This window comes from Promicromonospora iranensis (assembly GCF_028994805.1).
In the GTDB taxonomy this organism is placed as follows: Bacteria; Actinomycetota; Actinomycetes; order Actinomycetales; family Cellulomonadaceae; genus Promicromonospora; species Promicromonospora iranensis.
This window is the reverse complement of sequence record NZ_JAJQQP010000008.1, coordinates 67,293-79,713: the sequence shown is the minus strand read 5'-3', so window position 1 is coordinate 79,713 and position 12,421 is coordinate 67,293. Positions and strand designations below refer to the sequence as shown.

12 protein-coding genes are annotated in these 12,421 nt (G+C 71.5%); 3 read left to right on the top strand and 9 right to left on the bottom strand.

Annotated features, from left to right (window positions below):
- The first annotated feature begins 36 nt into the window (after positions 1-36).
- From LUM46_RS14840 to LUM46_RS14830, 3 genes are all read left to right on the top strand, one after another.
- Positions 37-1,500, top strand: coding sequence for an HNH endonuclease (locus LUM46_RS14840; protein WP_274995155.1), 1,464 nt, complete (start codon positions 37-39; stop codon positions 1,498-1,500).
- 80 nt (positions 1,501-1,580) lie between these two features.
- A complete protein-coding gene (locus LUM46_RS14835; RefSeq protein ID WP_274994887.1) occupies positions 1,581-2,816 on the top strand; it encodes an NAD(P)/FAD-dependent oxidoreductase in 1,236 nt (411 codons plus the stop codon).
- Between the two features lie 22 nt (positions 2,817-2,838).
- Positions 2,839-4,272: a DUF4232 domain-containing protein gene (locus tag LUM46_RS14830; protein ID WP_274994885.1), complete on the top strand. Its 1,434-nt coding sequence runs from the start codon at positions 2,839-2,841 to the stop codon at positions 4,270-4,272.
- Between the two features lie 65 nt (positions 4,273-4,337).
- Here the strand turns inward: LUM46_RS14830 and LUM46_RS14825 are convergent, their stop codons facing one another.
- The 9 genes from LUM46_RS14825 to LUM46_RS14785 form a co-directional block, all read right to left on the bottom strand.
- Positions 4,338-5,447 carry a 3-deoxy-7-phosphoheptulonate synthase gene (locus tag LUM46_RS14825; RefSeq protein ID WP_274994884.1) on the bottom strand — a complete coding sequence of 370 codons (1,110 nt, stop codon included), beginning with the start codon at positions 5,445-5,447 and terminating at the stop codon, positions 4,338-4,340.
- Positions 5,448-5,744: 297 nt separating this feature from the next.
- Positions 5,745-6,476 carry a glutamine amidotransferase gene (locus LUM46_RS14820; RefSeq protein WP_274994881.1) on the bottom strand — a complete coding sequence of 244 codons (732 nt, stop codon included), beginning with the start codon at positions 6,474-6,476 and terminating at the stop codon, positions 5,745-5,747.
- A gap of 19 nt (positions 6,477-6,495) precedes the next feature.
- Positions 6,496-7,428, bottom strand: coding sequence for a bile acid:sodium symporter family protein (locus LUM46_RS14815; RefSeq protein WP_274994880.1), 933 nt, complete (start codon positions 7,426-7,428; stop codon positions 6,496-6,498).
- Positions 7,429-7,532: 104 nt separating this feature from the next.
- Positions 7,533-8,345: an ABC transporter permease gene (locus LUM46_RS14810; RefSeq protein ID WP_274994879.1), complete on the bottom strand. Its 813-nt coding sequence runs from the start codon at positions 8,343-8,345 to the stop codon at positions 7,533-7,535.
- The gene (locus tag LUM46_RS14805) at positions 8,342-9,325 is read right to left on the bottom strand and encodes an ABC transporter ATP-binding protein (protein ID WP_274994878.1); all 984 of its coding nucleotides are present in this window, start codon (positions 9,323-9,325) and stop codon (positions 8,342-8,344) included. Before LUM46_RS14805 ends, LUM46_RS14810 begins: the two co-directional genes overlap by 4 nt.
- A 50-nt stretch (positions 9,326-9,375) precedes the next feature.
- The gene (locus tag LUM46_RS14800; RefSeq protein ID WP_274994877.1) at positions 9,376-10,152 is read right to left on the bottom strand and encodes a hypothetical protein; all 777 of its coding nucleotides are present in this window, start codon (positions 10,150-10,152) and stop codon (positions 9,376-9,378) included.
- A 54-nt stretch (positions 10,153-10,206) separates the two neighbouring features.
- Positions 10,207-10,992: a hypothetical protein gene (locus LUM46_RS14795; protein ID WP_274994876.1), complete on the bottom strand. Its 786-nt coding sequence runs from the start codon at positions 10,990-10,992 to the stop codon at positions 10,207-10,209.
- Positions 10,989-11,939 (bottom strand): ATP-binding cassette domain-containing protein, encoded by a 951-nt coding sequence (locus LUM46_RS14790; protein WP_274994875.1) that lies wholly within the window; start codon positions 11,937-11,939, stop codon positions 10,989-10,991. The genes LUM46_RS14795 and LUM46_RS14790 overlap by 4 nt, the downstream gene beginning before the upstream one ends.
- The gene (locus tag LUM46_RS14785; RefSeq protein ID WP_274994873.1) at positions 11,936-12,319 is read right to left on the bottom strand and encodes a GntR family transcriptional regulator; all 384 of its coding nucleotides are present in this window, start codon (positions 12,317-12,319) and stop codon (positions 11,936-11,938) included. Before LUM46_RS14785 ends, LUM46_RS14790 begins: the two co-directional genes overlap by 4 nt.
- Positions 12,320-12,421 lie beyond the last annotated feature (102 nt).

Below are 12,421 nucleotides of genomic sequence, written 5' to 3'. Positions count from 1 at the left end.
GCAGCGCTGCGGGCCGTGCGCGAGCAGCTGGCGGACATGATCCTTCCAGGCCCCTCCGACACGCCTTCCGCACTGCCCGACAGCGTCCCGGCACAGTGGATCGAGCTGCTCGCGGAGCTCGAAGCCCTGAAGAAGAAGAACACCGCGACCGCCGCTCAGGCTCGGTTGGCTGTGGCAGTGGAGGAAGCGACGAAGGTCGCCGAGGCCGAGCACGGGGTTCGTACTGAGCGGCGAGGTCGGGCCGTTCCGAACCAGGTCGGGGCAGCGATGCAGCAGAGCCCGCACGCCGGATCAGCATTCCTGGGCACGGCGCGGGCATGGCTGACCAGCATGCCCCACACGTTCCACGCGCTCCGTACCGGAGCCCTCTCGCAGTGGCGCGCGACTCTGATGGTCCGCGAGACCGCACACCTGACAGCGGAGGACCGCGCCCAGATCGATGAGCAGATCTGCGGACCGGCGAACCGAGCCGCGCTGTGGCGGATGGGCACCCGCCGGCTGATCGCGCGGATCAAGGAACTCGCCAGCCAGCTGGACGTGCATGCGTGTGTGAAGCGGAACGCGAAGGCGGCCTCGCAGCGGTGTGTCTCGGTGCGTCCGGCGCCGGATCTGATGGTGTATCTGACTGCGCTGGTGCCGATGGCGCAGGGTGTGCAGGCGTACGCGCAGCTGAAGAAGCACGCGGAGGCAGCCACAGCAGCAGGTGACGAGCGCGGTGCCGGGCAGATCATGGCCGACACCCTGATCGAGCGCGTCACGAGCCGCGACCCGGGTGCGGCTGACGAGGTGCCGGTCACGCTCAATCTGCTGGTCTCCGACCAGACCCTCCTGACCGGTGGTGACCAGCCCGGTGTGGTCGTCGAGGGCATGCCCGGGGGCGCGGGCATGGTCCCGGCCCCCGTGGCCCGGCACCTGGCCGCACACGGGATCGACGCCGACGCGGCATGGCTGCGCGCGATCTACGTCAATCCCCAGGGGCGGTTGCTGGCCACGACGTCGAAGGCACGGTTCCACCCACCGGGCCTGGCAGATCTGCTGCGGGCGCGGGAGCAGGGCATCTGTGCCACGTCGTGGTGCGACGCACCGGTACGGCACATCGACCACATCACCCCGCACGCCGAGGGTGGTGCGACCAGCCTGGACAACGGTCAAGGCCTCTGCGCCCGGTGTAATCATGCGAAGCAGGCGCCCGGCTGGGCACAGTCGGTCACCGAGCACGAAGGCCGACAAGCCGTCGAGACCACCACGCCCACCGGGCACAGCTACGGCTTCGTCGCGCCCACACCACCCGAACCGGTCCGGGAGCGGGAGGGCACACCCGCCTGGACACCAGCGACAGGCATGACCGGTCCCCGTGACGGGCACACCCCGCGCAGCCGGTACGACGTCGGGCACTGCGTGCCGCGGCACAGCGGGACGATCGCCTACCGTCCACGCGGACGGCGTCGGGCCGCGCGCCGACGACCCCGGCCCGACCTCGCCTGGGCAGATATCCGCTGACCCGACCGCCGTCGGACGCTCGTGCCTGCCTCGCCCTCCGATGCAAGACTGGAGAGCCAACCCAGCACGGGAGGCATCCGATGGATCCGTACGTCCTCGTGGGCGGCGGGCTGACGACAGCCCGCGCCGCAGAAGCGCTCCGCGCCGGTGGATACGACGGCGAGCTGGTGGTAGTCACGGCTGAGCCCCATCATCCGTACGAGCGACCTCCGCTGAGCAAGGACTACCTGCGTGGCGAGGCGGAGCGCGACGTCGCCTTTCCGCTGGACGAAGCCTGGTACGGCGAGCACGCTGTCACCGTCCGGGCCAACGAGGCGGTCGTCGGGCTGAACCTGGCCCGGCACCACCTGACCCTGTCCGACGGCGGCACGCTCACCTTCGCGAAGGCACTCCTCGCCCCCGGGTCCACACCGCGAGCGCTGGACGTGCCCGGCGCGGACCTCGCCGGTGTGCACTACCTCCGCACCATCGAGGACTCCGACCGCATCTCCAGCACGCTGCTCGAGGCCTCCCTGGAGGGTGTGGGCCGGCTCGTCGTGATCGGCGACGGGTGGATCGGGCTCGAGGTGGCTGCGTCCGCACGGTCCCTGGGCCTGGGCGTCACGGTGGTCGGCCGTGGTTCCCACCCGCTCGGGCGGGCGCTCGGGTCCGAGATGAGCGACTTCTACGCGGGCATCCATGCCGAGCACGAGGTACATCTGCTGCGCAACGCTTCGGTCATGCGGATCCTCGGTGCCGACGGCCGCGTCACCGGCATCGACCTGACGGACGGCAGGCACATCGGTGCCGACGTCGTGGTGATCGGCGTGGGCGTCGCGCCGAACGTAGGGCTCGCCGAGGCAGCGGGCCTGGACCTTCGGGCCGCATCCCAGGGCGGGGGCGTCGTCGTGGACGGCACGCTGGCGACCTCGCATCCCGACGTGTTCGCCGGTGGTGACGTGGCGAGCGTTCCGTCCCCGCACTACGGGCGCCCGCTCCGCGTGGAGCACTGGGCCATCGCTCAGGAGACCGGCGCACACGCGGGCCGGGCGATGCTCGGCGCCCCCGACCAGTACGACAAGCTGCCCTACTTCTACAGCGACCAGTACGACGTCGGCATGGAGTACACGGGCTGGGTGGACGTCGAGGCCGGGTACGACGACGTGGTGATCTCCGGCGACACCGGCTCCCACGAGTTCGTGGCGTTCTGGCGCGTCGACGGGCAGGTGGCGGCCGGCATGGCAGTGAACGTGTGGGAGCAGATGGAGCGTGTGGAGGAACTGATCAGGTCTCGGAGGAAGGTGTCGACAGCGGACCTGGAGGGCTTCGTCGGCTGATCGTCGGTGGGACGATTCCCGCGTGCCCTCACTCCCCCGGACCCTCCTGATCGCTACCGCAGCCGCGCTCGCGCTCGCCGGGTGCACCCCGAGCGCTGAGCGACCGCCGGACGAGATCCGGTCCGCGGCCGACGCGGTGCGCGAGCTCGACGGCGTCCTCGACGTCGACGTCACCAGGACCACGGTGGGCGAGCCCGCCCCACAGAACTTCGGCCAGCGCGAAGAGACGACGCCGAGCAGGGTCGATGCCCGCGTCGAGCTGGCTGAGTCGCTCGACCCCGCGGCAGCCGGGAACGCCGTCACCGATGCGCAACGCCTGTTGGCGGCCGCGTCCAGCCGCGTGGACCCCCTCGAGAACATCACCGTGTCAGCGGAGTTCTTCGCCGGTTCCGAGCCGTCCGAGAACTCCACGACGGGTCAGCCCTGGCTCAGCATCCGGACGGAGCTCGACGCCGAGCCCGAGCGCGTGGCCGAGGCCACCGAGTACGGCTACGAGCTGCGCGCCACCGGCGCCGAGCGCGTGAGCCTCGGCGTCACGTCCGAGGCGGAGGGTCCGCACACGGCGTGGGCCTCCGTCGTAGCGTCCTCCGCGGACGACCTCGTCACCCTGGCCCGGAAGGCCGTCGAGCTGGACCGCGGAGCGGACCTCGAGGCGCCCGGGATCCGCTACGGGTCCGCGTCACGTCCGCCCGACCTGGCCGCCGTCCGGCTCGTGGTCGCAGCGGCAGGCCGACCGGACGTCCGGAACGCCGCGTACGTCGCCGGCCAGCCGCTCACCATCCAGTCCGAGGCCGCGCCCGGCGCACAGAGCCTCGCCGACCTGCGGTCCTGGCTCGAGGCCCGGCGCTTCGCCACCGCCGACCGCCCGCTCGCCTACACGGTCCTGGACGCGGAGTACACAGAGTCCACCGGCTGGGTCTCGGGCGCCGTTCCGGCCGCCCACGCACCGCACACCGTCCCGCTCCCGGCCGGCACGAAGGCCTGGCCGGACGACGTCACGGCGCCGGCCTGCGCGAGTGGCCACCTGCGCATCGCCTGGCCCGGTTCCGACGCAGCGACCGGGCACCGCTACGGCCTGCTCACCGCGCGCAACGTCGCACGACACGCGTGTGCCCTGGAGGCGGTGCCAGAGGTGGTACCGCTGAACGATGCCGGTCGCGGCCAGGACGACGTGTCGATCGAGCCCTACGCACCGGGTGTGGTGCCGGGCCGGGTGGTCGTCCCGCCCGGGGAGGCAGCATCGGCAGCGGTCGAGTGGGGCGCCATGTCGACGGTGAACGACCCCGACCTCACGACGACGCTCCGTGTGGTGCCGCAGCCCGGGACCGCCGCCGTCGAGGTGCCGGTCTCAGAACGCCCGGGTTCGTCACCCGGCGGCCTCGACGTGCTGGACGGCGCCGTCCTCCGGATCAGCCCGTGGGTGCAGGCGCTGGAGGGCTACAGCCCTGCGCGGTGAGCCGCGTCAGACCGCAGAGCCCGGCGAGACAGCGTCTCGCCGGGCTCGACCACGCATGTGCGGAGTCAGCCGCGCCGTTCCCGGACCGCCTTCGCCAGCTCGCGCAGCAGGTCCTCCGTGGTGTCCCAGTCCATGCACTTGTCGGTGACCGACTGGCCGTAGGTGAGCTCGGACAGCGGGGCGGGCTTCTGCGCGCCGGCCACGAGGAAGCTCTCCATCATCAGGCCGGTGATGCCACGCTCGCCGTCCGCGATGCGGTTGGCGATCTCGTGCACGACGCCGGCCTGGCGCACGTGGTCCTTGCCCGAGTTGCCGTGGCTGGCGTCCACGATCACACCGTTCTCGACAGCGCCACCCAGGCCGGAGGCGCGGGCCACACGCAGTGCGGCGGCGACGTCCTCGGCTCCGTAGTTGGGGCCGGACCGCCCGCCGCGCAGGATCACGTGGCAGTCCGGGTTTCCGGTGGTCTCGACGGCGGCGGCACGGCCCTCGCCGTCGGCCCCGAAGAAGGTGTGCTCGCTCGCCGCGGTGATGCAGCCGTCGACGGCGATCTGGACGTCGCCGTCGGTCGCGTTCTTGAACCCGACGGGCATCGACAGGCCCGAGGCGAGCTGGCGGTGCACCTGCGACTCGACGTTGCGCGCACCGATGGCGCCCCAGGTCACGGCGTCGGCGATGTACTGAGGGCTGGTCGGCTCGAGGAACTCGGCCCCGGCCGGGACCCCCGCGTCGAGCACACCCAGCAGCACCTCACGGGCGAGGTTCAGGCCGTGCCGCACGTCGTGCGAACCGTCCAGGTGCGGGTCGTTGATGAGACCCTTCCAGCCCACGGTGGTACGCGGCTTCTCGAAGTACACCCGCATGACGACGACCAGGTCGTCGGACAGCTCGCGGCGGAGCGTGGCGAGCCGCGCGGCGTAGTCCAGCGCGGCGACCGGGTCGTGCACGGAGCACGGGCCGACGATCGTCAGCAGGCGGTCGTCGTCGCCGGTCAGGACGTCGCGCACCTCGCGGCGGGACGTCGTGACGAGGTCGCTACGGGCGGTGCCCAGCGGCATCGACTCCAGCAGGCTGTTCGGCGCGGGAAGCGGGTCGAGAGCGCGAATGCGCAGGTCGGAGGTGCGGGTACCGAGGTCAGATGCCTCGGTGCTGGGTTCCGCGGGGGTGATGCTCATCGGGATCGGGGCTCCTGGTTGGCGAGGTCTGGTTCGAGGAACCGGACGGCCCGCCACCGACTCCTGGTCCGGAGCGGCCCGTCTCGGTCAAGACGAAGGGCCTGGACGCGATCGGCGTCCCAGGCCCTGGCTCCGGGTGGAAAGTTGGTCAGGCGTGCGCCCGCCGAGCTCCACCAGGAGCCGACGTAAAGCGCCAATACCAACGGATGTCCACGGCCAAAACGGTAGCCGCACCCCCGCAGGCTGTCCACCGGATACCAGGATGCGGTCGGTCACAGCTCTTCTGGAGTGCACGCACTAGCGGGCGTAACGCTCCACGAACGCCCGCAGGATGCGCATCGGCTCGGCGATGGTCACGGCGACGGCCCGCTCGCGCACCAGCTCCGCCTCGTCGCGCGGAAAGTAGCCGTAGTCCCGGTAGACGGCTATCCGCTGCACCATGCCCGTGCCGTCGAGCTCCGGATGGAACTGCGTGGCGTACAGGTTCTGCTTGATCCGGAACATCTGCACCGGACAGCCGGCCGACGAGGCGAGCAGCACCGCGTGGTCCGGCAGCTTGCGCACCGCTTCCTTGTGGCCCACGTACGCCGAGAAGCTCGGCGGCATGCCTGCCAGGAGCGGGTCCGACGCCGCGTCCGGCGTCAGCTCCACGACGACCGGACCCACCGGCTCCGCGTACGTCGCGTCGATCACCGCGCCCTGGTGCGCGCCCAGCGTGCCGACGCCGTAGCAGGCACCCAGGAACGGGAAGTCGCGGGCGACCAGCTCGTCGAGCAGCGCGGCGAGCTGTGCCTCGACCCGGCGCTGTACGGGGCCCTTCAGCTCCGCGGGGTCCGAGGAGTTGAACGGCCCGCCGCCGACGAGCACGCCCGAGTAGTCGTCGAGGTCCACGGGCGGCAGCGGGTCACGCTCCAGGCGCACCCGGTGCAGCTGCTTCGGTTCCAGGCCCCCGTACTGCAAGAACGCCGCGTACTCGCCGTCCGCGGCGATGTCTTCTCCGCGTGTCGCCAGCAGCAGGAACGGCTTCATGACAAGAGAGTAGGTGAGATCAGCGCGTCCCGGAACGCCGGGCCCACCATGTCGCCAGAGCGGCTCCGGACAGGTTGTGCCAGACCGAGAACAGTGCGGCCGGCAGTGCAGCGGCCGGTGAGAAATGAGTGGCCGCGAGGCTCGCGGCCAGGCCCGAGTTCTGCATGCCCACCTCGATGCTGACTGCCCGGCGGGCGGGACGGTCCAGCCGCGCCAGCTTCGCCGCGCCGTACCCGAGCAGCAGTCCCAGCACGTTGTGCGTGATGACCGCGAGCGCCAGGAGCAGTCCCGTGGCGAGCACGGTCTGTGCGTTGGCGGCGACCACCCCGAGCACCACCAGCACGATGCCGCCCACGGAGACGAGGGGCAGGTAGGGCAGCAGCTTCTCGACGAACCTCCCGGCGACGGCGCGCAGCAGGATGCCTGCGAGCACCGGCACGAGCACGACCTGGAGGATCGAGCCGAACAGGTCCATGAACCCGACGTCGAGGGTCTCGTCGGCGAGCCACAGGATGAGCAGCGGGGTGAGGAACGGCGCGAGCAGGGTGGAGATCGCGGTCATCGTCACGGAGAGGGCCGTGTCGCCCTTGCCGAGGTACACGATCACGTTCGAGGCGGTGCCGCCGGGAGCGGAGCCGACGAGGATCATGCCGAGCAGCGCCATGCCGGTGAGGCCGTAGACGCCGCCGACGGCCCAGGCGACCAGCGGCATGATCACGAACTGGGCCACGACGCCGATCAGCACCGCCCACGGCCGCTTGGCCACGAGGGCGAAGTCGCTGCCGCGCAGGGTCAGGCCCATGCCGAACATGATGATCCCGAGGAAGAGCGGGATGTGTGCCGCGAGGGGCGCCAGCTGGGCCGGGGCGAGCAGGCCCGCGACTCCGCCCAGCAGCACGAGTACGGCGAACCAGCGCCCGGCCAGCTCTGCGATCTTCCGCAAGGTCCCCATGTGTTCCTCTCCCGGGTGTCGGCCTCGACATCGGCCGGGACACCTTAGACCCGGCCCGGGTGAGTCCCGGGCCGGGTCCGCGAAGTGGTCAGGCGGTCAGGCGGTCAGGTCCAGCGGAACAGCTTGACGCCGAGCGGGAAGAGCACGAGCGTCCAGACGGCCAGTACGAGCACCTGGGCCAGCGGAAAGCCCTCGTTGCCGAACCAGCCCATGGTGAGCCCCTGGGCGGCGGCGCCGAGCGGCAGGTAGAGGCCGATCTCCTGCATCCAGTCGGGCATGACGGACAGCGGGACCCACACCCCGGAGAACATCAGGGACGGGAAGTAGATCAGCATGCCCAGGCCGGACGCCGTCTGGCCCTTCTCGGCCCGGGCCGCGACGAGCAGCCCGAGGGAGAACATCGCGGTCGTCGAGAGCACGAGGACGAGCAGGACGACGAGCGGGTCGGCCGCGAAGGGGACACCCAGCACCACCATGCCGCCGACCACCGCGGCACCGGCCGACACGATCAGCGCCAGCACGTTGATCACCATGTGCACGCCGATCAGGTTCTGCGGCGGCATGGGCGTGGTCGACAGCCGTTTCAGGATGCCCTTCTCCCGGAAGGTGGCGAACTGCACGGGCATGGTGGTCAGCGAGATGGTCCCCACGGCCAGGGCGATGATCGTGGGCAGGTAGGACGTGATGCCCGGTGCCTCGTTCCAGGGCGGCGGCGCGTCGGCCATCGGCTTCGAGAAGTCGGGGACCGCGAGCCCGAGGCCGAGCAGCAGCAGGCTCGGGAAGATCAGCGCGAAGAACACGCCGGTCGGTTCGCGCAGCCACACCCTGAGCTCGGTGCCGAACAGCGTCCAGAAGGCGCGGAAGCGCAGTCCCTCGTGGTTCACGCGGACGGGGCCGGTCGTCTCGACGGCGGTCATGCCGCCACCTCCTCGTTCTCCTCTACCCGGTACTCGCGACCGGTGACCTGGACGAACACGTCCTCGAGAGTCCGCTCGAGCGTGCGGACGTCGTCGGGCACGACGTCGGCGGCGGCGAGCTCCTGCACGACGGCGAACAGGACCTTGCGGGTGCCGGTCACCTCGATCTCGTCCCCGATCGGGACGGCGGCGGTGACGTCGGCGTCCCTCTCGGCGAGGGCGGCGAGCAGCTGGGTGGCACGCTCGCGCGCGCCGTCGTCGGCGAACCGGAGCCGGACGCCGCGGTCGCCCTCGAGCCCTTCGATCAGGGCCGACGGGGTTCCCTCGGCGACCACCCGTCCGCCGTCGATCACGACGAGCCGGTCGCAGAGCCGTTCGGCCTCGTCCATGAAGTGCGTGACCAGCAGCACGGTGACCCCGGAGTCCCGGACCCGTTCCACGAGCTCCCAGGTCGCACGGCGCGCTGCCGGGTCGAGGCCCGTGGTGAGCTCGTCGAGGATGGCCACCTGCGGCTTGCCGACCAGCGCGAGCGCGATCGACAGCCGCTGCTTCTGCCCGCCGGACAGCTTGCCGAACTGCTGGTGGCGGTGCGCGGTCAGGTCGAGCAGGTCGAGCAGCTCCGCCGGGTCGGCGCGCTCCGAGTAGAACGAGCCGAAGACGTCGAGCGCCTCGGCGACGGTGATCTTGTCGTGCAGCGCGGCTTCCTGGAGCTGGACGCCGACGTGCTCCCGGATCAGCAGGGGATCGGCCTGCGGGTCCTGGCCCAGGACCCGTACGGTGCCGCCGTCAGAGCGACGCAGGCCGGCGAGGCACTCGACGGTGGTGGTCTTGCCCGCCCCGTTGGGGCCGAGGATCCCGAAGATCTCACCTCGGGCGACCTGGAAGGACACATCGGCGACGGCGGTCTTGGGGGTGCCGCCGCGCTTGGCGGCTGGGTAGGTCTTGCGGAGGTGGCTGACTTCGACGACTGGGGACGTCATGTCGCTCCTTCGAAAGGTTGGTCCGGGTACGAGGTGAGAGGGGGCCCGGCTCAGCGGGCGCGTACAGGGACGGTGCGGAGCAGGGCATGGAGCACGACGGCGGCGATGACGACGGCGAGCGCGGTCCCGCCGACGCCGAGCAGCAGGGTCGCGAGGCCCTCGGCCGGGGGCACCTCCGCATGATCGAGGTCGGGACGGAGCTCGACGTTGGCGATCGTCCCCACCACACCCGTGCGGGTCGCGAGGTCGGCGAGCACCGCGGGCAGGGCGAGCGGGACGATGAGGAGCGCGCCCCAGGCCCGGTAGTGCGCGAATCCCGCCCCGACGCACGCCCCGAACAGGAGGTACGTGGTGATCACGAGGGACTCGGCGACCACCGTGCCGAGCACGGCGACGGGCGAGTCGAACGGGAGCGCGCCCAGCCGCCGCCAGGTCATGCCGAGCGACGCGCTCAGCGCGCGTTCTCCCAGCAGGGCGAGCGTGGTCACGACGCCGTAGCCGACGCCGACGACGAGGGAGCCGCGGACCACGCCCTCGAACAGGGACCGGCGGCTGCCACCGGCCGAGACGTGGAGCGCCAGGATGCCGACCGAGGCGGTGACACCGAGCCAGATCATCGGCCAGCGTGTCGCGCCGAGTGTCGCGTCGAGCGCGCTGATCTCCAGGTCGTTGCCGGCCGCGGCGTTGCCGACGGTGATCCCGACGGCGTACAGCACGTAGCTGACCCAGAACCAGATCCCGACGATGATGCCGGCCCGGCGCATCCTCCGGTCCACACCGGAGACGCCGCGCAGGTGCTGGGCCCGGGCGAGCGCGTCACGGCTCATCACTGCCTCCTCTGTGGTCGGAACGACGGTCGTTGCGGACATCTGCGGTCCTCCTCAGGCGGACGGTCGCAGGGCGACCGTCCGTAGCGGCAGCCGGAACAGCCAGGCGGCCAGTGCGACGGTGACGAGCCCGCCGGCCGGCGCGAGCAGGACGCCGCCGACGCCGTCAGGCAGGTTGTGCAGGCCGACCACGACGGCCGTGACGCCGGTGTGCGTCACGAGGTCCACCAGCGCCGCCGGGACGAGCGCGACCACGACGTAGAGGGTCCCCGGGACGACGCCGAGACGGCGGTAGCCGGCCGCGATCGTGGCGCCGACCAGGTAGTACGTGGCGACGACGAGGGCCTCGGTCAGGATCGTCAGGGCGATGCCTGCCCAACCGTCGGCCGGCGGCCCGAACTCGCGCGTCCAGGTCAGGCCGAGCGCGGCGAACAGCGCGCGCTCGCCGGTCAGGTAGACCGCGGTCATCGCGCCGATCAGCAAGCCGCCCGCCAGCGCACCGCGGATCGTGCCGGCCACGAGCGTGGCGCGGGTACCGCCGGCGGCGAGGTGCAGCCGCAGGTAGGCGGCGGGAACGATCATCCCGAGCACCAGCACGACCCACCGGGAGGAGCCGCCCATCTGGCTGTCAAGCACCGCCTCGTCCAGCCCCGAGCCGTACCGGGTCGTCAGCACGGCGATCGTCGCCGCAACCACCGCGAAGATCAGCCAGTACCAGCCGCCGATGGTGCGGATGACGCGCGCCGAGGCCCCGGCGGCGGCCCGGACGGTGCGCCGCTCGGCGTCGCGGAGCAGCAGGTCCCGGTCGGCGCCCGCGGCGACCGTGCCGGTCGCCGTCATGACGACACGCTTCTCGGGTCGGTGAGACGGACGAACAGGTCCTGCACCGGGACGGCGCCGACCTCGACGCCGGCCTCCCGGGCCTCGGCCAGCTCGGCGTCGTCGAGCGCGCCCTCGAGCGTGACCTGGACTGTCGCCCCGAGCTGCTGGCGGTGCAGCGCCCGGCGTCCGCCCGCGACCCGTTCGACGGCGTCCTTTGTGCCCGTGAGGCTGAACCCGCGCGACCGCATCTCGTCGGCGGGCTCGGCCAGCAGCACCCGCCCGCGGTCGATGACGACGACGTCCTCGAACAGCCGCTCGACCTCCTCGACCAGGTGGCTGGACAGCAGGATCGTGCGCGGGTGCTCGGCGTAGTCGGCGAGGAGCTCGTCGTAGAACGCGTACCGCGTGGGCGCGTCCATCCCGAGGTACACCTCGTCGAAGATGGTCAGCGGCGCACGCGTGGCCAGGCCGATGGTGGCCCCGACCGCCGACCGCTTGCCGCGCGACAGGGCTGTCGGCTTCTTGCGGGCGTCGACCTCGAACAGGTCCAGGAGCCGCTCGGCCGTCTCCGCGCTCCAGGACGAACGCATGTCGGCGTAGTACTTGAGGGAGGTGGCGACCTTCTCGTCGTTCAGCAGGTCGCCGCTCTCCCGGACAAGCTGCGTGCCCGAGGTGATCCAGGGGTTCTCCCACGGGTCCTCCTGCTCGCCCTCTGGCCCGACGACGACCGTGCCGCTCGTGGGCCGGCTGAACGCCGCCAGCAGCGAGAGCATCGTCGTCTTGCCCGCGCCGTTGCGGCCGAGCACCCCGGTGATGGTCCCCGGCCGGATCGTCAGCGTGGCGCCGTCGAGGCCGGTACCGGCCTCGTCCTTGACCAGGGTGCCGTCGGGCAGCAGCCTGCGTCCGCGGTCGAACCGGACGACGACGTCGTCCAGCCGGGCGCCGAAAGGTGCGGTGATCGTCATGACTCCTCCGTGGTGTGCTTCCGGCGGCCGACGGCGCCGAGGACGTACGCGACGACCTCGTCCGTCGAGATACCGAGGACGTCGGCCTCCTGCAGCGCCGGCGCCAGGACCTCCTCGAAGTAGCGGTTGCGGTGGTCGTCGAGCAGGCGCTCCCTGGCCTTCGGCGCGACGAACATCCCGAGACCGCGACGCTTGTAGAGCACGCCCTCCTCGACCAGACCGGCGAACGCCTTCTGGGCGGTGGCCGGGTTGATGCGGAACGTCGTCGCGAACTGCGTGGTGGACATGACCTGTTCCTCCTCCTTCAGCTCACCGGCGAGTACCTGCGCGCGGATCATCTGCGCGATCTGGACGTAGATCGGCTCGGGTCCGTCGAACACCGGCTCACCCCCTCCGTTGGTTCATTACTTGACTAATGAACCACGGTTGCTGCCTTGAGCGCAAGTGCGTCCGGGCACGGCAAAGGGGGGCGGAACAGACCA

Coding starts and splice junctions, on each gene's coding strand:
- LUM46_RS14840 (WP_274995155.1), top strand. CDS start 37: ATGATCCTTCCAGGCCCCTCCGACACGCCTTCCGCACTGCCCGACAGC.
- LUM46_RS14835 (WP_274994887.1), top strand. CDS start 1,581: ATGGATCCGTACGTCCTCGTGGGCGGCGGGCTGACGACAGCCCGCGCC.
- LUM46_RS14825 (WP_274994884.1), bottom strand. CDS start 5,447: ATGAGCATCACCCCCGCGGAACCCAGCACCGAGGCATCTGACCTCGGT.
- LUM46_RS14820 (WP_274994881.1), bottom strand. CDS start 6,476: ATGAAGCCGTTCCTGCTGCTGGCGACACGCGGAGAAGACATCGCCGCG.
- LUM46_RS14815 (WP_274994880.1), bottom strand. CDS start 7,428: ATGGGGACCTTGCGGAAGATCGCAGAGCTGGCCGGGCGCTGGTTCGCC.
- LUM46_RS14810 (WP_274994879.1), bottom strand. CDS start 8,345: ATGACCGCCGTCGAGACGACCGGCCCCGTCCGCGTGAACCACGAGGGA.
- LUM46_RS14805 (WP_274994878.1), bottom strand. CDS start 9,325: ATGACGTCCCCAGTCGTCGAAGTCAGCCACCTCCGCAAGACCTACCCA.
- LUM46_RS14800 (WP_274994877.1), bottom strand. CDS start 10,152: ATGAGCCGTGACGCGCTCGCCCGGGCCCAGCACCTGCGCGGCGTCTCC.
- LUM46_RS14795 (WP_274994876.1), bottom strand. CDS start 10,992: ATGACGGCGACCGGCACGGTCGCCGCGGGCGCCGACCGGGACCTGCTG.
- LUM46_RS14790 (WP_274994875.1), bottom strand. CDS start 11,939: ATGACGATCACCGCACCTTTCGGCGCCCGGCTGGACGACGTCGTCGTC.